This is a genomic window from Longimicrobium terrae (assembly GCF_014202995.1).
GTDB classification, from domain to species: Bacteria; Gemmatimonadota; Gemmatimonadetes; order Longimicrobiales; family Longimicrobiaceae; genus Longimicrobium; species Longimicrobium terrae.
Genome location: NZ_JACHIA010000011.1, coordinates 26,986 through 45,852, shown reverse-complemented (window position 1 = coordinate 45,852; position 18,867 = coordinate 26,986). Strand labels below are relative to the sequence as shown.

Annotated in this window: 16 protein-coding genes; 4 read left to right on the top strand and 12 right to left on the bottom strand. The window is 69.5% G+C overall.

Annotated features, from left to right (window positions below; all coding sequences use genetic code 11):
* Window positions 1-93: 93 nt before the first annotated feature.
* Both HNQ61_RS17185 and HNQ61_RS17180 read right to left on the bottom strand, forming a co-directional pair.
* A complete protein-coding gene (locus tag HNQ61_RS17185; protein WP_170035308.1) occupies window positions 94-669 on the bottom strand; it encodes a 3D domain-containing protein in 576 nt (191 codons plus the stop codon).
* Window positions 670-744: 75 nt separating this feature from the next.
* Window positions 745-2,013 carry an AI-2E family transporter gene (locus HNQ61_RS17180; RefSeq protein ID WP_170035307.1) on the bottom strand — a complete coding sequence of 423 codons (1,269 nt, stop codon included), beginning with the start codon at window positions 2,011-2,013 and terminating at the stop codon, window positions 745-747.
* Between the two features lie 145 nt (window positions 2,014-2,158).
* Between HNQ61_RS17180 and HNQ61_RS17175 the strand changes: the two genes are divergently transcribed.
* Window positions 2,159-2,356, top strand: coding sequence for a hypothetical protein (locus tag HNQ61_RS17175; RefSeq protein ID WP_170035306.1), 198 nt, complete (start codon window positions 2,159-2,161; stop codon window positions 2,354-2,356).
* Window positions 2,357-2,564: 208 nt separating this feature from the next.
* On the opposite strand, the gene HNQ61_RS17170 is transcribed toward HNQ61_RS17175, so the two are convergent.
* Window positions 2,565-3,311, bottom strand: coding sequence for a TetR/AcrR family transcriptional regulator (locus tag HNQ61_RS17170; RefSeq protein ID WP_170035305.1), 747 nt, complete (start codon window positions 3,309-3,311; stop codon window positions 2,565-2,567).
* A gap of 270 nt (window positions 3,312-3,581) precedes the next feature.
* Between HNQ61_RS17170 and HNQ61_RS17165 the strand changes: the two genes are divergently transcribed.
* Genes HNQ61_RS17165 through HNQ61_RS17155 form a run of 3 tightly spaced genes read left to right on the top strand, consistent with a single transcriptional unit; the run spans window position 3,582 to window position 9,477 of the window.
* Window positions 3,582-4,787 carry an efflux RND transporter periplasmic adaptor subunit gene (locus HNQ61_RS17165; RefSeq protein WP_170035304.1) on the top strand — a complete coding sequence of 402 codons (1,206 nt, stop codon included), beginning with the start codon at window positions 3,582-3,584 and terminating at the stop codon, window positions 4,785-4,787.
* On the top strand, window positions 4,784-8,002 hold the full coding sequence (locus tag HNQ61_RS17160) for a multidrug efflux RND transporter permease subunit (RefSeq protein ID WP_205761604.1): 3,219 nt from the start codon (window positions 4,784-4,786) through the stop codon (window positions 8,000-8,002). The genes HNQ61_RS17165 and HNQ61_RS17160 overlap by 4 nt, the downstream gene beginning before the upstream one ends.
* Window positions 8,003-8,004: 2 nt before the next feature.
* Window positions 8,005-9,477, top strand: coding sequence for an efflux transporter outer membrane subunit (locus HNQ61_RS17155; RefSeq protein ID WP_170035303.1), 1,473 nt, complete (start codon window positions 8,005-8,007; stop codon window positions 9,475-9,477).
* Between the two features lie 271 nt (window positions 9,478-9,748).
* Here the strand turns inward: HNQ61_RS17155 and HNQ61_RS17150 are convergent, their stop codons facing one another.
* The 9 genes from HNQ61_RS17150 to hemQ form a co-directional block, all read right to left on the bottom strand.
* On the bottom strand, window positions 9,749-10,327 hold the full coding sequence (locus HNQ61_RS17150; protein ID WP_170035302.1) for a hypothetical protein: 579 nt from the start codon (window positions 10,325-10,327) through the stop codon (window positions 9,749-9,751).
* A 122-nt stretch (window positions 10,328-10,449) separates the two neighbouring features.
* Complete coding sequence (locus HNQ61_RS17145) at window positions 10,450-10,815, bottom strand: MmcQ/YjbR family DNA-binding protein (protein ID WP_170035301.1); 366 nt, start codon at window positions 10,813-10,815, stop codon at window positions 10,450-10,452.
* A gap of 7 nt (window positions 10,816-10,822) precedes the next feature.
* Window positions 10,823-11,293: an NUDIX domain-containing protein gene (locus tag HNQ61_RS17140; protein ID WP_170035300.1), complete on the bottom strand. Its 471-nt coding sequence runs from the start codon at window positions 11,291-11,293 to the stop codon at window positions 10,823-10,825.
* A gap of 34 nt (window positions 11,294-11,327) precedes the next feature.
* The gene (locus HNQ61_RS17135; RefSeq protein ID WP_170035299.1) at window positions 11,328-12,308 is read right to left on the bottom strand and encodes an aspartate-semialdehyde dehydrogenase; all 981 of its coding nucleotides are present in this window, start codon (window positions 12,306-12,308) and stop codon (window positions 11,328-11,330) included.
* A gap of 11 nt (window positions 12,309-12,319) precedes the next feature.
* A complete protein-coding gene (locus HNQ61_RS17130) occupies window positions 12,320-13,600 on the bottom strand; it encodes an aspartate kinase (protein ID WP_170035298.1) in 1,281 nt (426 codons plus the stop codon).
* Window positions 13,601-14,464: 864 nt separating this feature from the next.
* The gene (locus HNQ61_RS17125; RefSeq protein ID WP_170035297.1) at window positions 14,465-15,562 is read right to left on the bottom strand and encodes an MlaD family protein; all 1,098 of its coding nucleotides are present in this window, start codon (window positions 15,560-15,562) and stop codon (window positions 14,465-14,467) included.
* The gene (locus tag HNQ61_RS17120; RefSeq protein WP_205761603.1) at window positions 15,559-16,380 is read right to left on the bottom strand and encodes an ATP-binding cassette domain-containing protein; all 822 of its coding nucleotides are present in this window, start codon (window positions 16,378-16,380) and stop codon (window positions 15,559-15,561) included. The genes HNQ61_RS17125 and HNQ61_RS17120 overlap by 4 nt, the downstream gene beginning before the upstream one ends.
* On the bottom strand, window positions 16,377-17,159 hold the full coding sequence (locus HNQ61_RS17115; protein ID WP_170035296.1) for an MlaE family ABC transporter permease: 783 nt from the start codon (window positions 17,157-17,159) through the stop codon (window positions 16,377-16,379). Before HNQ61_RS17115 ends, HNQ61_RS17120 begins: the two co-directional genes overlap by 4 nt.
* 139 nt (window positions 17,160-17,298) lie before the next feature.
* A complete protein-coding gene (gene hemQ / locus HNQ61_RS17110; RefSeq protein WP_170035295.1) occupies window positions 17,299-18,114 on the bottom strand; it encodes a hydrogen peroxide-dependent heme synthase in 816 nt (271 codons plus the stop codon).
* Between the last annotated feature and the right edge of the window lie 753 nt (window positions 18,115-18,867).

Sequence of the window (18,867 nt, the reverse complement as noted above, 5' to 3'; positions counted from 1 at the left end):
ATCATCCCCGCCCCTCGTCCCTGCCGTTCCCTATTCCCTATTCCCTATTCCCTATTCCCTATTCCCTATTCCCTATTCCCTCTTCCCCGCCCTTCAGCTCCGCCCGATGTCGATCACCTCCGCCACGACGCGGCGCGTCCCCCAGTCCGAAGCCTCGCCGCAGTCCGAGAACCACAGGTCCAGCTTGTTGCCGCGCACCGCGCCGCCCGTATCCATCACCACGAACACGCCGATCAGCCGGCCGTCCGGATGAGAGACGCGGACCACGGAGCCGAGCGGAAGGACGCTGGGATCGGCCGCGGCCATCCCGTCGCGCACGCGCACGCCCGTCCGCATCATCCCGCGCAGGCAGTACGCGGTGGAGCGCATCTCCATCCGCCGCTCCACCCGGAACGCGGCGGACGTGCTGACCGCGGAGGTGCTGGCGACGGCGTCGGCGGCAATGCCGGGCGGCTCGGGCTCCGGGCTCGCGCGGCGGACGCGGACAAGGCCGGTGTCGCGCGGGGCGTTGGGATTGGGGACGGCGGACGCGGGTGCGGACGGGAGGGTGACGGGCTGAGCGGTCTGCGCGCAGGCGGGAATGGAGAGCCAGGCGATCAGGACGGCGGCCAGGGCGGCCGGACGCAGGCGCGCGAGGAGGGCGGCGCACCGGGGGACGATCGTGGTCATGGAAGGGGTGTGGCCTGGGTGGGACGGAGCCGCCGCGCCCGCGTGCGGCGGGCGCGGCGGCCGGGATTCGCGCCGTCAGTCCAGCGCGATGAGCGGGCGCTCGCCGCGAAACAGCTTGGACGAGCGATAGCGGGTCATGCCGTGCTCCACCATCAGCTTCACAAGCACCGCCAGCGGAATGGCCAGCAGCAGCCCCACGAAGCCGAAGAAGAAGCCGAACAGCGACAGCGCCAGAATCACCCACACCGGGTGGATGCCGACGGAATCGCCCACGATCTTGGGACCCAGGATCGACCCGTCCAGGATCTGCACGATCAGGAACACGATCGCTACCTTGCCGATGGCCCACAGCGGGTTGTCCAGGAACAGCGCGATCACGAGCGCGGGCACGGCGGTCAGCACCAGCCCCAGGTACGGAATGACGTTGAAGACCGCGGCGATCACCGCCAGCAGCAGCGCGTACGGAAAGCCCAGCAGCACAAAGCCCAGCCAGGTGAGCACGCCCACGATGCTGCTCTCGATCAGCTGCCCGCGCATGTAGCCGCTCAGCAGCGTGTCGAACTCTGACGCAAAGCCCGTCACGCGGTCACGGTGCGCGGCGGGCACCAGGTCGTGAATGCGCCGCATCATCACGGGCCAGTCGCGCAGCAGGTAGAAGGTGAGGATGGGCGTAAGAAAGACGTAGCCCAGGATGGTGAGCACCGCGCTGAGCCCACGCCCCACGCCCATGATGCCGCCCCACGCCGCCCGTCCGATAGCCGCCTGACGCTGCTGCAGCCACCCCATGACCGCCTCCGGCTGCAGCGACTGCAGCCGGGTGATGAGCGACTGCTCGTCCACCAGCGGCAGGTCGCGGCTGGCCAGTTGCGTCTGCCAGGTCTGCAGCCGCTCCGTCGCCGTCTGAATCAGCTTGGGCGCGCCGTGGATGAAGTCGCCGATTTGCGCGCTCACCGCGGGAATGCCCAGAAAGATGACCAGCGCCAGCACGCCGACGGCCGGCAGCATGAGCAGCACCGTGGCCCAGGTGCGCGACATCCGCTTTTCCAGCCGCGTCACCAGCGGATGCTGCACATAGGCGAGCACGACCGCCAGGACGAACGGGGCGAGCAGAAAGCCCGTGGTGTTCAGCGCCCAGATCAGCGTCAGCATCGCCGTGGCGGAAACCAGCAGCAGGTGGTGGCGCGTCCCCGAGTACGGGGACATCAGAAAGACCAGCAGGACGAAGAGGATGAACGGGTTCAGAATCCCCTGCACCGTGTACAGAAAGAACCCCAGCACCAGCAGCACCACCACCGAGTGGATGGTGCGCCAGTTGAACGGTTCGGCCGGCTTGTCGTTGATCATTGGATGGCTGAAAGGGGATGAGGTCGGCCGCGAACACTAGCGTCCGTGCGGGGCGGCGGCCAGAGCGATGATGGCGGGTGATGGCCCGCGACGTGCATAAGCCGCATGCACGCAACCACTTGGGCAACCAGCGGAGGATTCTGCGATGGGCGTACTCAACATGATCGTTCCGGGCCGGCAGAGCGTTCGCACGGCGGCCGCCATGGGCGCGGCCAACTTTGCCCTGCGCCGCTGGGGCGGCCCGCGCGGTGCCAAGGTCTCCCGCGTGCTGAGCAACGCCACCTGGGCGCTCCCGCTGGGCATGATGGCGTTCAAGTACGTGCGCGACCGCCGCAAGGCCTGAACGCACCCCCTGCAACAAGAAAGGCCGCTCCGTAGCAGGAGCGGCCTTTCTTGTTTGTGCGCGGGACCCAGTGCCCAGTTCTGCGTCTCTGAGGGAGCACGAGGGCGAGCCGGGTTTCTTCACCCCGCTGCGCTCTTGCCCCGCTCCAGCCTCTCCGTCCCGCCTCCTCTGTGCCTCTGCGGCTCTGTGTGAGGCCGCTGTTTTTCCGTCAGTCCGCGTCTTCGGCGCAGCCCAGATAGGCGATCAGCATCTGCCGCGACTCGCGCAGAAGCTCGGCGCGGGTGGGCACCTGGGTGCGCGCCGTCATTTCCATCATCCCGATCATGGCGGCGAACATCATGGTGGCGCGCGCGCGGCGCTCCTCCGGCGGCGTCTCCGGCGAACGGGCCGCGATCAGCCGCTCGCCCCGCTCGATCATCAGGATCTCGGCGCCGGAACAGTGCGTCCCCGGGTCGTTGCATCCACCCGCGGCGCGGATCAGCACCAGAAAGTCCGGATGCTCGGTCGCGTAGCCCACCATGGGCTCCATGAACTCGTCCACCGCGTCTTCCAGCGTCAGCCGCTCCCACTCCACCACCGCGCTCACCCGCTCCTGGTTCAGCTCGCGAAGCGTGAGCGCGTGCCGGTCCAGCAGCGCCTCCGTCACCGCGCCGATGTCGCGAAAGAAGTGGTACAGCGAGCTCTTGGAGGTCCCCGACCGCTTCACGATCGCGTCCATGGAAAGCCCCTCCAGCCCGTCGGTCATGATGACGGAGCTGGCGGCGTCCAGGATGGCGTCCACGCGGCGGTGCCCCGGCGCGCGCTGCGGCGCGCGGCATCCCGGCTCGCCCGCGATGCACGGCGAAACGGCGGCGGCGGCCCGGGACGCAACCGCCTCACGCGCCCCGCCCGCCCGCCGCCGCGATGCGCTTCCCGCCGCGCTGCCGCCCGCCTGCTCCGCTGCCTGCTCGCTCATCCCAAATCCCTTCTCGGCGCACTTCTGCGCGTGTCCGGAAAACGCCGCCGGCGGGCCCACATCCCCCGCCGCGTGCGCAATCCGTTACACAACGTAGGGCGAATGGGTCCACTTGACAAGTGGACCAATCCGTCCAATAATCCACCTAGTGGACCGAATCGTCCACAACCAAAGGAGTGCGGACGCACCCCCGATACCGATGGGCCCATGGGCCCGGAGCGCGCGAAAATGACAGTGAACAGGCATGCTGGCCGATCCTCCCCCGCCCGCATGGCACGTGCGGGCACCCCGTCCGCCCCACGCAGACTCTCCCTGACGATCATCGCAGGTGCCCTGGCGCTCGCGGCGTGCGGCGGCGGCGAAGCGGAGGCCAAGGGCCCCGGCGCACCCGGCGGCGCCCCGCCCCCGTCCGAAGTCACCGTTCTGACCGTCGCCTCGCGGCCCACGGACGAGAACCTGGAGTTCGCGGGGCAGGTGGAGGCGTACCGGTCCGTGCAGGTGCGCGCCCGGGTGAGCGGCGTGGTGGTCGCCCGCTTCTTTCAGGAAGGCGCGCAGGTGCGGCCCGGGCAGGAGCTGTACCGCATCGACCCCACCAACTACGAGGCCGCCCACCGCAGTGCGCGCGCCTCGCTGACGCAGGCACAGGCGCAGCTGGCCAACGCCCGCTCGCTGGCCGGACGCCTTCGTCCGCTGCTGGCGGACAACGCGGTGGCCCGGCAGGACGTGGACGACGCCGAAACCGCGGTGCGCTCCGCCGCCGCGCAGGTGGAAAATGCCCGCGCCGCGGCGGACCAGTCGCGCAAGAGCCTGGGCGAAACCGTGGTCCGCGCCGAGATCGGCGGGCGCGTGGGCCGCGCCGCGCTGGACGTGGGCAGCCAGGTGAACGGGCTGGGCGACGTGCTCACCACCATCGACGTCGTCGATCCCGTGTACGTGAGCTTTCGCCCCGCCGCGCAGGAGCAGTACCGCTGGCGCCGCGACCCGGAGCTGAACCGCGCGGTGTCGCCGGGCGGCGCGGCGCGGGTGCAGGCGCTGCTTCCGGACGGCGCGCCCTTCCCCACGGAGGGCCGCATCGGCTTCATCGACCCGGTGGTGGATCCGCAGACCGGGACGCAGCAGTACCGCGCCCAGTTCGCCAACGGGCAGCGGCTGATGCTTCCCGGCCAGTTCGTGCGGGTGCGGTTGCTGGGGCTGTCGCGTGGCGACGCCATCGTGGTTCCGCAGCGCGCCGTCATTCAGCAGATGGGGCGGCAGACCGTGTACGTCGTGGGCGCGGGCAACCGCGTCGCCAGCCGCGAGGTCAAGGCCACGGGATGGTCCGGCGGCGACTGGCTGATCGAGAGCGGGCTGCAGGCGGGTGAAACCGTCGTCGTGGACGGCGTGCAGAAGATCGGCCCCGGCGCCGTGGTGAAGCCCGTTCCCCTGGGCACGCCCGCCGCGGGCGCCGCGCCCGTCGCCGTGAAGGAGAACCCGTGATCGCCACGGCTCATCCATCCAGCGCCAACCGCGTGGCCGGGCTGGAGCCCGACGGGCCCGAGGGAAAGCGCGAGTACCTGTTCGTCCGGCGGCCGGTGCTGGCCATCGTGCTGTCCATCGTGGTGCTGCTGGCGGGCGCCATCACCATGTACATCCTGCCGGTGAACCGGTATCCGGAAATCACCCCGCCCTCCATCCAGGTGGTCGCGGTCTATCCCGGCGCCAGCGCGGAGGACGTGGCCAACGCCGTCGCCGCGCCCATCGAGCAGCAGTTGGCCGGGCTGGACGGGCTGCTCTACTACAAGTCGTCCAACTCGGCGGACGGGGTGATGAACCTGTCCGTGTTCTTTGACATCAGCCGCGACCAGGACCTGGCCGCGGTGGACGTGCAGAACGCCATCTCCCTGGCCGAGCCGCAGCTTCCCTCGTCCGTACGCGCGCAGGGGATCACGGTCACCAAGGCCAACGCCAACATCCTGCTCGTGGGCGCGCTGACCAGCAGCAATCCCACGCACGACGCGGCGTACCTGGCCAACTACGGCAAGCTGTACGTGGAGAACGAGTTGAAGCGGCTGCCCGGCGTGGGCAACGCCACCTTCTTCGGCTCGCTCGACTTTTCCATGCTGCTGAGCCTGGACCCCGACCGCATGGCGCAGCTGGGGATTACGGTGGATGACGTGGCCAACGCGGTGCGCGAGCAGAACGCCACCAAGCCCGGCGGCCGGCTGGGGCGCGAGCCCTCGCCGATGGGGACGCAGCTCACCATTCCCGTCACCACCGCGGGCCGGCTGACCACGCCGGAGCAGTTCGGCAACATCATCGTCCGCGCGCAGGCGGACGGCTCCGTCGTGCGCGTAAAGGACCTGGCCACGGTCACGCTGGGCTCCAAGGGCTACGACCAGTCCAGCCGGCTGAACGGCAAGGAGACGGCGCTGTTCGCCCTCTACGCCCGCCCCGGCGCCAACGACCTGGACGTGAAGGCCGCCGCGGTCGCGCGGCTGGACGAGCTGCAGAAGGCGTTTCCCGCCGGCGTGCGCTGGTCCATCCCCTTCGACACCACGCCGTTCATCACCGAATCCATCGCCGAAGTCATCAAGACGCTGGCGGAGGCCATGCTGCTGGTGACGTTCGTCGTCTTCCTCTTCCTTCAGGGATGGCGGGCGACGGTGATTCCGCTGCTGGCGGTGCCGGTGAGCATCGTGGGGACGTTCGTGGGATTGTGGGCGCTGGGCTTTACCATCAACACGCTCACGCTGTTCGGAATGGTGCTGGCCATCGGCATCGTGGTGGACGACGCGATCGTGGTGATCGAGAACGTGGAGCGCATCATGGCGACGGAGCACGTGTCGCCGCGCGAAGCCACCAACCGCGCCATGCACCAGATTTCCGGCGCGCTGATCGCCATCGTCCTCGTCCTGTGCTCGGTGTTCATCCCCGTCGCGTTCGTGTCGGGAATCACGGGGGCGATGTACCAGCAGTTCGCGGTGACCATCGTCATCTCCGTCCTGCTCTCCGGGATGGTGGCGCTGACGCTGACGCCCGCGCTGTGCGCCATGCTGCTCAAGCACGTGCCGGAGGATGAAAAGAAGCAGGGCCGCTTCTTTTCCGCCTTCAACCGCGGCTTCGGGCGGGTGACCAACGGCTACGTGCGCGCGGCGTCGCGGATGACGCGGCACCCCAAGGCGTGGGCCGGCGCGTTCGTGCTGTCCATCGGGCTGATCGCGCTGCTCTTCAACCGGGTGCCGGGCGGCTTCATTCCCAGCGAGGACAAGGGATACTTCGCCATGGCGGTGCAGCTTCCGGACGGCGCCTCGCTGCAGCGCACGGTGCAGACGGTGGAGCAGGTAGAGGCGATGCTCAAGGCCGATCCCGCCATCGCCGGTGTCGTCGCCGTGGCCGGGCTGGACCTGCTGAGCAGCTCCAACCAGACCAACTCGGCCACGCTGTTCGCCATGCTCAAGCCGTGGGAAGAGCGCCACTCGGCGGACGAGCAGATGGAGGCGGTGCTGGGGCGCACCAACGGCAAGCTGTTCGGAATGCGCCAAGCCGTGGGGTTCGGCTTCAACTTCCCGGAAATCCCCGGGCTGGGCACCGCCAGCGGGCTGGAGGTGAACCTTCAGCAGCGCTCCGGCGGCGACATCCGTGACTTCGCGGGCGCGGTACAGGAGTTCGTGGCGGACGCCAACGCCACCGCGGTGCAGGGCGCCAACGGCGGCGTGCGCACGGACGTGCCGCAGCTGTACGTGACGGTGGACGAGGACGCGGCGCGCGCCCGCGGCGTGGGGACGGGGCAGATCTTTTCCACTCTGCAGGCCATGCTGTCGACGCTGTACATCAACGACTTCAACCTGTACGGCCGCACGTTTCGCGTGCAGGCCGAGGCGCTGGCTCCGTTCCGCCAGCGGCCGGAGGACATCGGCCGCTTCTACGTGCGCAGCGCGACGAACGAGATGGTGCCCATGAGCGCGCTGGTGCGGACGGAGATGCGGGGCGCGCCCAGCGTGCTGACGCGCTTCAACGGCTTTCCCAGCGCCATGATCACCGGCACGCCCAAGCCGGGGCAGAGCTCGGGGCAGATGCTGGACGCGGTGGAGAGCCTGGTGAACACCAAGTACGCCGCGCAGGGCGTGGGCTTCGCGTACAGCGGTGAATCGTTCCAGGAGCGCGCGGCGGGCGGGTCCAGCGCCACGGTGCTCGCGCTGGCGCTGTTGCTCGTCTTCCTCGTCCTGGCGTCGCAGTACGAGAGCTGGTCGGTGCCGTTCGCGGTGCTGCTGGGCGTGCCGTTCGGCGTGCTGTCCGCCATCCTGGCCATCTGGCTGCGGGGGATGCCCAACGACGTGTACTTCCAGGTGGGACTGTTTGCCGTCATCGGCCTGGCCGCCAAGAACGCGGTGCTGATCGTGGAGTTCGCCACGGAGCTGCGGGCGCAGGGGCACTCGGTGCTGGAGGCGTCGATGGAAGCGGCGCGCGAGCGGTTCCGCCCCATCCTCATGACCTCGTTCGCCTTCATCCTGGGCGTGGCGCCGCTGGTGTTCGCGAGCGGCGCGGGCGCGGCCAGCCGGCATTCGCTGGGCACCAGCGTGTTCTTCGGGATGTTGGGAGCCACGGTGATGGGCGTGTTCTTTGTCCCCTTCTTCTACTTTGCCATCCGCTCGCTGGTGGAGCGCCGCGGCCCGGCCGTCGTGCCCGCGTTCGCGCCCGCGCAGGGAGACTGAACATGATGCGATTGATCCACGCGGCGCCGGCGTTGGCGCTCGCCCTGCTGCTGGCCGCCTGCACGGTGGGCCCGCGGCCGGGGGCATCGCCGGGCCCGGTGCCGGCGCTACAGACCCGCGCGGACGGGGCGCTTTCCCCCGCTACGCGCGCGTACCTGGACTCGCTTTCCCGCACGCGCGCCGCACAGCCCGCGCCCCTCGCCTCGGCGGGCACGCAGCTGGACACGACGCGCGCGCTGGCCTGGCTTGACGTGCTGCAGGACCCGCAGCTGGTGTCGCTCGTCAACGAAGCGGTGGCGGGCAACCGCGAACTGGCGCTGGCGGAGGGGCGCGTGCGGGAGTACCGGTCGCTGGTCACCGTGGCGCGCAGCGGGCTGTATCCGCAGGTGAGCGCCAACGCGGGGACGAGCCGCAACCGCGCCATCCAGGGCCCCAACGGGCTGGAGTTCGACGCGGTGCGGGTGACGGGTGACGCGACGTGGGAGCTGGACTTCTGGGGGCAGACACGGCGCGGCACCCAGGCGGCGCGCTACGACCTGGGCGCGCGGCGGGAGGATGCGCGCGCCGTCACCCTCTCGCTGGTGGGCGACGTGGCCACCGCGTACCTGCAGATGCGGGAGCTGGATGAGAATCTGCGGCTGGCGGAGGAAACGCTGGAGTCGCGGCGGCTCACGGTGGAGCTGGCCCGGCAGCGCTTTCGGCAGGGAGTGACGTCGGAGCTGGATGTGCGGCAGTTCGAGGCGGAGTTGGCGGACCCGGCGGCGCGGCTGGCGGACTTCGCGCGGCAGCGGACGGAGGCGGAGAACCGCCTGGCGCTGCTGCTGGGCCGCGCGCCGGGGCCAATCGCCCGGGGCCGGCCGCTGGAGGAGGTGGTGCGCGCCGTTTCCATCCCCGCCTCCATCCCCGGTGAGCTGATCGCCGGGCGCCCGGACGTGCGCGCGGCGGAGCGGGCGCTGCAGGCGTCCACCGCCCGCGTGGGCGCGACGATGGCGAACCGCTATCCCTCCGTGGCGCTTACGGGGATGTACGGCACGCAGCGCGAGAACTTCAGCGGCCTCTTCGACCGCTCGGGCGAGGTGTACACGATGCAACTGGGCGTTTCCGTCCCCCTGTTCACCGGTGGACGCCAGCGCGGCGAAGAGGGCGCGGCGCGGGCGCGCACCGTACAGGCGCGCTCGCAGTACGAGCAGACGGTGCTGTCCGCCCTGCGCGAGGCGGACGACGCGCTGGCCGGCGTGCGCTCCGGGCGGGACCAGCTTCTGGCGCGCGGCGCGCAGGTGCAGGCGCTGCGGGCGGCGCTGAACATGGCGGAGCAGCGGTACCGGGCCGGCGTGTCGAGCTACCTGGAGGTGCTGGATCCGCAGCGGCAGCTGTTTGCCGCCCGGCTGGCGCTGGTGCAGGCGGAGCGGCAGTACCTGGTCTCCATCGTGAACCTGTACCGCGCGCTCGGCGGCAGCTGGGACAACGCGCAGTAGGCTGGATGGGCAGAACGACAAAGGCCGCCCGTGATGGGCGGCCTTTGCCGTTTCTGATATCAAAAAGATGTGTCACGCAGAGGCGCAGAGCCGCAGAGAAGAGAAAGAACGGAGAACCACGCGAAAAACCCAATCCAGCCCTACCGTTCTTCGATTCGTCTTCTCTTCAGTTCTCCTCTGCGGCTCTGCTCCTCTGCGTGACCCCATCGTCTTTTCCTGTCTGTTCCCCGCGACCTCCGCGGCCCCCGCGGCCTCTGCGTGAGATGCAGTTCTACACAGCCGGCGTCCCCACCGCAGCCCGCAGCACGCGCGTCCACAGCTCTTCGCGGTCCGCCGCGCCCGAACCCGGCGCCATTCCGGCCAGCTCCGCGGCCAGCGCCTCGGCGCGCTCCGTCTCCCCCAGGCGCAGCATGCCCACCACGATGCGGGCGCGCGTGGGCTCGGTGTGCGCGGCCTCGAACATCCACCCCAGCTGCTGCGCGGCAACCTGCGTCTGCCCCGCGTGCCGCGCCGCCTCCACGTAGTCCTTGAGCAGCGGCGCCACCTCGGCGTGCCGCTCGGCGCCCAGCGCAATCCAGGTGAGCGTGCACCGCGCCCGCACCGCCTCCGGCTGCACAAAGATGATCAGCCTGCACAGCAGCGCCGCCTGCGATGCGTCGCCCAGTTCCAGCCACTGGTCCACCGCGCGCCCGTACCAGCTCAGCGCGCGGCGCGGCTCGCCCATGCTGACGCATGCATCGCCCGCGCGCTTCAGCAGGTGCGCGCGCTCCCGGCCCGCCGCCGAGGGAAGGGCCTCGATCACGGCGGAAAGGACGGCTTCCAGACGGCCTTCGGGGGTCTCGCTGGTCACGTTCTCCAGAGCGGATTGCGGAGCACCGAACGTTTCGGCACGCCGGGAGCGGGCCGGTGCTGCGAGAGGTGGCGCCAAATGATGTCTAAATCAGTCCGAACGCGCAACATGGAACTGCGTCTTCATTCCGCCGCTGCATCGTAGGCCGCCACCTGCTTCTTCGTGGCCAGGCGCCGCCACCCATCCACGATCAACCCGCGAAGCTGCTCGCGCGGCGCGGCGGACAGGTGCACGAGGACGATGGGATAGCCGTCGTAGTGCGGTTCGGTAAAGAACGCGGCCGGGTCGCTGGCCAGCAGGTGGTCGCGCTCGTAGAAGTCCGTCTTGAGCACCAGCGACTCCCCATCCTCCCGTAGCCGCAGAAACAGCTTGCGGCCGAGGTGCAGGGACGGCGTGCCGTACGACATCCCCTCCGTCACTCCCGGCAGGGCGAGCGCGCACCGCCGGACGAAGTCGTAATCCACCCCGCGCGGATCGGTTTCCGTCATCCGCCGCTCAGTTCTGCTCGGCCGACGACTCCGCCGCGCGATGGGCGGCCACCGCGGCGCGCACCTCGCCCAGCAGGCGCTCGGCGGCCAGCATCAGCACCTCGCGGGCGTTGTCGTACGAGATGGACTGGATCGCATCCTCCAGCGGCAGCCAGATGCACTCCGTGATCCCTTCCTCGCGCTGCGGGCAGGTTTCGCCGCAGGGAGATTCGATCAGGTAGAAGTGGCAGTACTTGTGAATCAGCTTGCCGCGAAAGCGAAAGAACCAGTCGATGGTGCGCAGCCGGGGCCCGAGACGGAGTTCCGTCAGCCCCGTCTCTTCCTCCACTTCGCGCAGGGCGGCGTCGGCGGCGGTCTCGGCGCCTTCCACGTGCCCCTTGGGAAAGCCCCAGTGCTGATAGGCGTCACGGATGAGCAGCACGTGCGCGCGGCCCTCGTGCCAGCGGTAGCATACGCCGCCGGCACTGGTCTCGATCACGGCCCGCGTGCGGGCGCTGCCTTCCCGACGCCGCTTAGGCACCCGAGAGTTCCTCCACGATCTGTACGGCGTTGGTCGCCGCGCCCTTGCGCAGGTTGTCCGCGACCACCCACAGGTGCAGCGTGCGGGCCAGAAACGGATCGCGCCGCACGCGCCCCACGAACACCTCGTCGCGCCCTGCGATCTCCCGCGCGGTAGGATACGCGTCCGCGGACGAGGATGCCACCACGCCGGGGAACGCCGCCAGCACGCGCAGCGCCTCCTCGGCGGAAATCTCCCGCTCGGTTTCCGCCATCACCGAAACGGAATGGCCCACATCCACCGGCACCCGCACGCACGTCGCCGTCACGGCGAGGTCGGGAAGCGAAAGGATCTTGCGCGTCTCCTGCATGATCTTGCGCTCTTCGCCCGTCCATCCCTCGCCGTCGATGGACCCGATCTGCGGCAGCACGTTCCCCGCGATGGGCCGTGCAAAGGGCGAGTGCGAATCCGCCTGGCCCGCGAGTTCGTGGCGCAGCGCGTCGCGCCCCGTCTCCCCCGCCCCGCTGACGGACTGGTAGGTGCTCGCCACCACGCGCGTGAGCCCCGCCGCCCGGCGGATGGCCTCCAGCGCCACCACCATCTGGATGGTGGAGCAGTTGGGGTTGGCGATGATGCCGCGCGGCCGGTTGCGCGCCGCGTCCAGGTTCACTTCGGGGACGACGAGCGGGACGTCGGCTTCCGTGCGGAACGCCGAGGAGTTGTCGACGACGACGGCGCCCTCGTCCGCGGCGCGCGGTCCCCACTCCAGCGAGCGGTCCGCCCCGGCGGAAAAGAGGGCGTAGTCCACCCCGCGAAAGCAGCCCCGCGCGGGCGCCTGCACGGTGTACGACTTTCCGTTCCACTCGATCTCGCGTCCGGCGGAACGCTCCGACGCAAGGAGCGTCAGCTTGTCCACCGGCAGGTCGCGTTCGCGCAGCACCTGCAGCATGGTGCGTCCCACGGCGCCGGTGGCGCCCAGCAGAGCAATGTGCATGGTCGCGCTCCTCAGGCCGTGGCGGGGACGGCCGCCGGCGCGTCCAGCCCGAAACCGGTGTGCAGCGCCTGCAGCGCCTCGTTCTCCCGCGCCGCATCCACGAACACGGTGATGGAGATGGACGACGTCGACACCGCCTCCACGTCCACACCCGCCTCCATCAGCGTGCGGAACGCGGCCGCGTACACGCCGGGCCGCCCCTGCATTCCGCTTCCCACCATGGCGATGCGCGCCAGTCCGCCCTGCGCCTCCATGACGGGATCGGGCGCGCCCAGCTTCTCCGCCACGCGGCGGATGACCGTCTGCGTGCGCTCGATGTCTTCTTCCAGAATGGTGATCTGCAGAAGAATGCGGCCGTCCGCGTGCGGCGCCTCGGTGATCATGTCGATGCTGACGCCGTCCTCGGCCATGCCGATGAGCACCTCGGTGGGCGTGCGCATGCCGGCGGGAAGGCCGCGCACCACCAGGGTGGCAAAGCCGCGGGCGGAGGCGATTCCGGTAAGGGCGAGCTCTTCCATGAGCGTGGGATTCTCGGTGATCAGGGTGCCGCGCCCGGATTCGTCCTGGTCCGCGTCGTCCACAAAGGAGGAAAGCACGCGGATGTCCATGCCGAAGCGGACGCCCATGTCCACGGCGCGGGGGTGCATCACCTGCGCGCCGGCGGCGGCCAGCTCCAGCATTTCCGCGTGCGAAATCTCCGGAATGCGCCGCGCGGCGGGCACGCGGCGCGGGTCGGCGCTATAGATGCCGTCCACGTCCGTGTAGATCTCGCAGCGGTCGGCGCCCAGCGCGCAGGCCAGCGCCACCGCCGTGGTGTCGCTGCCGCCGCGCCCCAGCGTGGTGATTTCGCGCGCGCGGCTCACGCCCTGAAAGCCGGCCACGATCGCCACCTCGCCCGATTCAACCGTCTCGCGCACACGTTCCGCGCGGACTTCGAGGATGCGGGCGGCGGTGTGGCGCGTGTCGGTGATGATGGCGGCCTGGCTGCCGGTCAGCGAGCGCGCGGGCACCCCTTCGCGGCAGATGGCCATGGCCACGAGCGCCATGGAGATGCGTTCGCCGCTGGTGAGCAGCATGTCCATCTCGCGCGGATGCTGGGCGGCGGCGTTCTCGGCGCCGGTGACCAGATGGGCGAGGGTGATCAGGTCGTCCGTCGTGTCGCCCATGGCGGAAACGACGACGACGACCTGGTCGCCGCGCCGGTGCGCCCGCGCCACGCGAGCCGCCACCGCGCGGATGCGTTCCGGAGATCCTACCGAGGTGCCGCCGTACTTCTGGACGATCAGGGCCATCTACGGGCGTGGAAACAGGTGAAGGACGCGGCTGCCGTGCACACCGGCCGCGCGTGAGCAGGCTTCGTGCTCGCGCGCGGCGGAGACGACACGGTGACACTGTAGCACATGCGGTGCCCGCGGCGGGCGAGCGCCGTGCGTGTGGGGAATGTAAGGGAGCGCGGAAGGGGGGAAAGGATGGGGCGGCGCCGGGTGGCCCCTCCCCCGGCCCCTCCCCGTGCAAACAGACGCACGGAGAGGGGAGAAGGACAACTCATCGTGATCCGGATGGTGTGGCGCGGCGGCGGGCACCCCTCTCCCCACGGCCCCCTCTCCCGCAAGCGGGAGAGGGGGAGACCTCAGCCCGCAGGCAAACCGCGGCGGGCGCGCCAGATTCTGTCCGGCGGTTGAAACCGCGCCTCGAAACACACGAAGTCCGCCTCCGCGGACTGCGGCCGCAAACCAATCTGCTCGCCCCCAAACGCGGTTGAAGCCCCGAACCGGACGCGACAGCGGCCGGTGTCGGGGGTTCCCGCTGTTCGAGCGGCGGATTCATTCGCTCAACGAGATTCGCTCACGCAGGGCATTCGCCGGTCCGCACCGAACCCGCCGCCCCAACAACCCTCCCCCAGTCTTTTTTGGGGGAGGGTGGGCCGGTGGTGCCGGCCCGGGTGGGGGCCGCCCGCGAACTCCGCCCATCGCGCCTGGATCATCTTCACGGCGACACCATCACCCCCCGCCTGCGCTCCACCCCGCAAAACGGGCGGGGCAACCCGCTGCTCGTTGCCCCGCCCGCCGGTTGTCCTCATTCCCTCGCTCACGCCCGAGCCCCGGATGCACGCGGAGCACTCACGCACTCACGCACCCAGCACTCACGCACTTTCCCTAAAAGATTTGCAGCTCCGCGATGTACTTCCCCGGATTCGCCTGAATGTCGGCCATCAGCCGCTGCATGGTCACGATCAGCCGCTGCGTCTCCTCGTACAGCGCCGGGTCCGTCATCAGCCGGCCGATGCTGCCCTGGTTGCTCTGCAGGTTGGTGAGCAGGCCGTTGAAGTTGGTGATCAGCGCCCGCGTCTCCGCCACCGTCGGCCCCACTTCCGCCAGCCCCGGCTGCAGCCCGGTGAGCGTCTGGTTCAGCACCGTGGCCGTGGCGCCGAACGCCGCGATCGTGGTGTCCGTGCGCGCCAGCAGCCCGGGCATTCCCGACGCCGCCGTGGACAGCTGCGAGCTGAGCGTGTTCAGGTTGGCGCTGGCCTGGCGCGCGTTGCTCAGAATCTGCTGCACGTCGCCGCCCTGCAGGCTGGTGCGCACGTCCGCCATGGTCTGCCGCGCCTCGGCCGTGGCGAGGCGGATGTTTTCCGTGGACGCCAGCACGTTGGTGCCCACCTGCCCGTAGGTGCGCGTCTGCTGGTCCACAAAGCCGCTCAGCTGCTCCGTCACGCCTTCCACGTTCTCGATCGTCTGCCGGATCTTCACCGCCGTCTCGGGCGTGAAGGCGATCTGGATGCGCGTCGACAGCGTTTCAATGTCGCCGGCGATGCGCGCGGCCACGGCCGTCAGCTCCGAAATGTCGGGGAGCGCCGCGCCCGGAAGCACGTCGCGCCGCGGCACGGAGGTAAAGACCAGGTCCGGAAAGTCGCTCTGGCTGATGATTTCCGCCTGCCAGTCCCCGAACATGGACTCGGCGCTCAGCAGCACCGCCGCGTTGCGGGGGATGGTGACCGAGGGGTCCACGCCCATGGTCACGTACACGCCCGTTCCGCGCGGCGACAGCTCGATCTTGCTCACGCGGCCCACCTTGACCCCGCGGTACTTGACCGCGTTGCCCTCGGTAAGCGCGCCCACGTCGCTGAACGCCGCGCTGATGTCGCGCTGCGCCGCGCCCCAGCTCTGGCCGCTGAGCCACACCGATCCGGCCACCGCGGTAAGGATCCCCAGGATCACCACCAGCCCTACGACCGCCTCGTTCTTGAACCTCATGCGTGTCTCCCCTGCGAGCCGTGCCCGCGGTGTCCGTCTCCGCCGTTCGCGGCTTCCTCGGCCATCTGCCGCTGCGCCTCCTCGATCACCTCCGGACGCCCCTCCACGAAGCCGCGAACCAGGGGGTGCCTGGAGCGCTGGAACTCTTCCGGCGTGCCTTCCTCCACCACCCTGCCCTCAAAGAGCATGGCGATGCGGTCGCTGATGTTGTACGCGCTCTTCATGTCGTGGGTAATCACCAGGCTGGTGACCCCCAGATCTTCCTTCATCTTCAGAATCAGCCGGTCGATGACCTCGGTGGTCACCGGGTCCAGGCCGCTGGTGGGCTCGTCGTACAGCAGGTACTTGGGACGATACGCCACGGCGCGCGCCAGCCCCGCCCGCTTCTGCTGCCCGCCCGACATCTCCGACGGATAGCGGTCCTGGAATCCGGAAAGCCCCACCCGGTCCAGCGACTCGGCCACCCGGTCGCGGATTTCCGACGCGCTCATCCCGCCCTTCTTGATGAGCCCCATCGACAGGTTCTCGGCGATGGTCATGCTGTCGAACAGCGCCGCGAACTGAAAGACGTACCCGATGTCCAGCCGCAGCTTGTACAGATCCTGCCGCGACAGCGTGGGAATGTTCTGCCCGTCCACCTTGATGGTGCCGCGGTCCGGCGTCATCAGCCCCGCGATGTGCTTGAGCGTCAGCGACTTGCCCGCGCCCGAAAAGCCCACCAGCGAAACGGTCTGGCCTTCCTTGACCTCAAGGTTCAGCCCGCGCAGGATCTGCTTGGGGCCGAACGACTTGTGCACGTCGATGAGTTCGATGCTCACGTCTGCAGCAGCGTGGCGGCCCAGAAGGCGTCCAGCACCAGGATCATCACGCTCGCCAGCACCACCGCGCGCGTCGTGGCCACGCCCACGCCCTCGGCGCCGCCCTCGGTGTAGAACCCCTGGTAGCAGCCCAGGATGGTGATGACGAAGCCGAAGGAAACGGACTTGATCAGGTAGTAGGTGATGTCGAACGGATCAAAGAAGAGCCGCAGCCCCAGCACGAACTGCTGGCTGCTCATGTCCAGCATCTGCATGGCCGTAACCCACCCGCAGGCGATGCCGATGACGTTGCTGAAGGTGACGATGATGGGAACCATGAGCGTTCCCGCGATCACCCGGGGCAGTACCAGGTACGAGTGCGGGTTGTACGCCATCGTTTCCAGCGCGTCGATCTGCTCCGACACGCGCATGGTGCCCAGTTCGGCCGCGATGTTGGCGCCCACGCGGCCGGACATGGCCAGCCCCGTAAGCACCGGGCCCAGCTCCAGCATCATGGTCTTGCCCACCAGCGTACCCACGAAGTACAGCGGGATGGCGCCGGTGAAGGTGTACGACGCCTGCAGCGCCAGCACGATTCCGGTGAACGCGGACAGAAAGAGCGCAATGGGGAGCGAGTTCACCCCCAGCTTGCGCATCTGCCCCGCGGTCAGGGAAAGCCAGGTGCGTACGTCCCACAACGCCTGACCGGTCTGCGCGATGAAGCGGCTGAACCGACCGAAGTCGGACAGCACGCCGATCGTGCCGCGGCCGACGGCTTCAAAGGGGGTGATCCAGTTCATTCGCTGAATGTACGACCACTCCGCCCGGTTCGGCCAGAACGAAGCGCCCGGAGGGTACGTTTGCGATAAGGGCCAGCGGCAGACGAGCCCGGTCCCGAGAGGGGACCGGGCCCCAGTTGGACCCGCCGCCGGCTTTCTGCTACCCCGCTACCACGCCAAGGTGCGACGCCCACTCCTCGGGGGCAAATCGGATGCCGGTAAAGAACCGGCCGAACTCGCCGTACACCGCGCTCGCCTCGTCGTAGCGCATCTCGGTGACGATGCGCTTGAACTCCAGCGGGTCGCGGGCGAACAGGGTCACGCCCCATTCCCAGTCGTCCAGCCCCACGCTGCCGGTGATGACCTGGAAGACCCGCCCGGCAAAGGTGCGCCCCGTCATTCCGTGCTCGCGCATCAGGCGGCTGCGGTCCGCCACCGGGAGCGAATACCAGTTGGCGCCCTGCTCGCGCCGCTTGGTCATGGGATAGAAGGAAACGTAGCGCATCCCTTCCGGCACCTGCGGATACAGGCGGCTGCGCACGTGCGCCGAGGCGGCTTCGGCGGCCATGGACTCGGCGATGCGGGCGCGGAACTCGTCGGAGCCGGGCTTGTGCTCGCCCGCGGCCTCGGCGGTGGCGTGGTACAGGCCGGCCTCGGTGATGGAAAGGTAGTCGTACTCGCGGCGCAGGTACGCGCCCAGCGCGCTGTCGCTCACGCGGCGCTGCACGTCGGCCAGTTCGTCCAGCGTGGGGCGAAAGTGCACGAACAGCCAGTCCGCGCCACCGCCCGCCAGGCGGAAGGGCGCGCTCCACGTGCCGTCTGCCCCCTTGGCCAGTTCGTTGAAGAGCGCCGTGGCTTCAGCGGCCAGTTCGGCGCGCGCGGCGGGGCCGGCGGCGCGCAGGGCGGCCCAGTCCATCGAAAACACCTGGTGAAGGGCGTACCACCCTTCCAGCGTGGCCGGTGCGATCTGCGACATCAGTCCATCTCCAGGAAAAGCGTCTCCGCCGCGCACGGACGATGAACGGGCGCGCGGCGTCGGAGACGCGGATCGGCGAACGTGGGCAGGCGACAACTGTCTATCGCCAAAGATATGGCTGGCGTCGGAAGGCGGCGAGGGGGCGTCGCGCGGGCCGGGCGGACTGAGGTGTGGCACGCGGGCTGTGGGCCCTCACCCCGCGTGCTGCGCACGACGACCCTCTCCCACGAACGGATGTGGGAGAGGGAGCACACACCAGTGCCGTGCGGATCGGAAAGGTTGGTCGCGTCCGACGCTATGAGGCCCCTCCCCGTGCAAACTGCCGCGCGGAGAGGGGAGAACTGCGGGTTCGATGTGCTTCGGATGGTGCCGCGCGATCGGAGAGGCCCCCTCTCCCCGGCCCTCTCCCCCGCTCCGCGGGAGAAAGGGAGACCTCAGCACGGCGCCGGATTGCGGCGCGGGTAGCTTGGTTCCGATGCAGTTGAAGCCCCGAACGGCGCGCGAATAGCGCCGTGTCGGGGGTTCCCGCTGTTGGAGCGGCGGATTCATTCGCTCAACCCACACACGCCGAGATATCGCCGCCAACAACCCTCCCCCGGTCTTTTTCGGGGGAGGGTGGGCCGGTGGTGCCGGCCCGGGTGGGGGCCACCCGCGAACCCCGCCTCCGGCGAATCATCTTCCCCGCCCCGCCCGGCTCCGGAAGGCCCCACCAATCTGACCGCCGGGTCAGTGAGATTTCGCGGAATGGAAACT

Coding starts and splice junctions, on each gene's coding strand:
- HNQ61_RS17180 (WP_170035307.1), bottom strand. CDS start 2,013: ATGATCAACGACAAGCCGGCCGAACCGTTCAACTGGCGCACCATCCAC.
- HNQ61_RS17125 (WP_170035297.1), bottom strand. CDS start 15,562: ATGAGGTTCAAGAACGAGGCGGTCGTAGGGCTGGTGGTGATCCTGGGG.
- HNQ61_RS17145 (WP_170035301.1), bottom strand. CDS start 10,815: ATGACGGAAACCGATCCGCGCGGGGTGGATTACGACTTCGTCCGGCGG.
- HNQ61_RS17135 (WP_170035299.1), bottom strand. CDS start 12,308: ATGCACATTGCTCTGCTGGGCGCCACCGGCGCCGTGGGACGCACCATG.
- hemQ (WP_170035295.1), bottom strand. CDS start 18,114: ATGTCGCAGATCGCACCGGCCACGCTGGAAGGGTGGTACGCCCTTCAC.
- HNQ61_RS17170 (WP_170035305.1), bottom strand. CDS start 3,311: ATGAGCGAGCAGGCAGCGGAGCAGGCGGGCGGCAGCGCGGCGGGAAGC.
- HNQ61_RS17185 (WP_170035308.1), bottom strand. CDS start 669: ATGACCACGATCGTCCCCCGGTGCGCCGCCCTCCTCGCGCGCCTGCGT.
- HNQ61_RS17115 (WP_170035296.1), bottom strand. CDS start 17,159: ATGAACTGGATCACCCCCTTTGAAGCCGTCGGCCGCGGCACGATCGGC.
- HNQ61_RS17165 (WP_170035304.1), top strand. CDS start 3,582: ATGGCACGTGCGGGCACCCCGTCCGCCCCACGCAGACTCTCCCTGACG.
- HNQ61_RS17155 (WP_170035303.1), top strand. CDS start 8,005: ATGATGCGATTGATCCACGCGGCGCCGGCGTTGGCGCTCGCCCTGCTG.
- HNQ61_RS17130 (WP_170035298.1), bottom strand. CDS start 13,600: ATGGCCCTGATCGTCCAGAAGTACGGCGGCACCTCGGTAGGATCTCCG.
- HNQ61_RS17175 (WP_170035306.1), top strand. CDS start 2,159: ATGGGCGTACTCAACATGATCGTTCCGGGCCGGCAGAGCGTTCGCACG.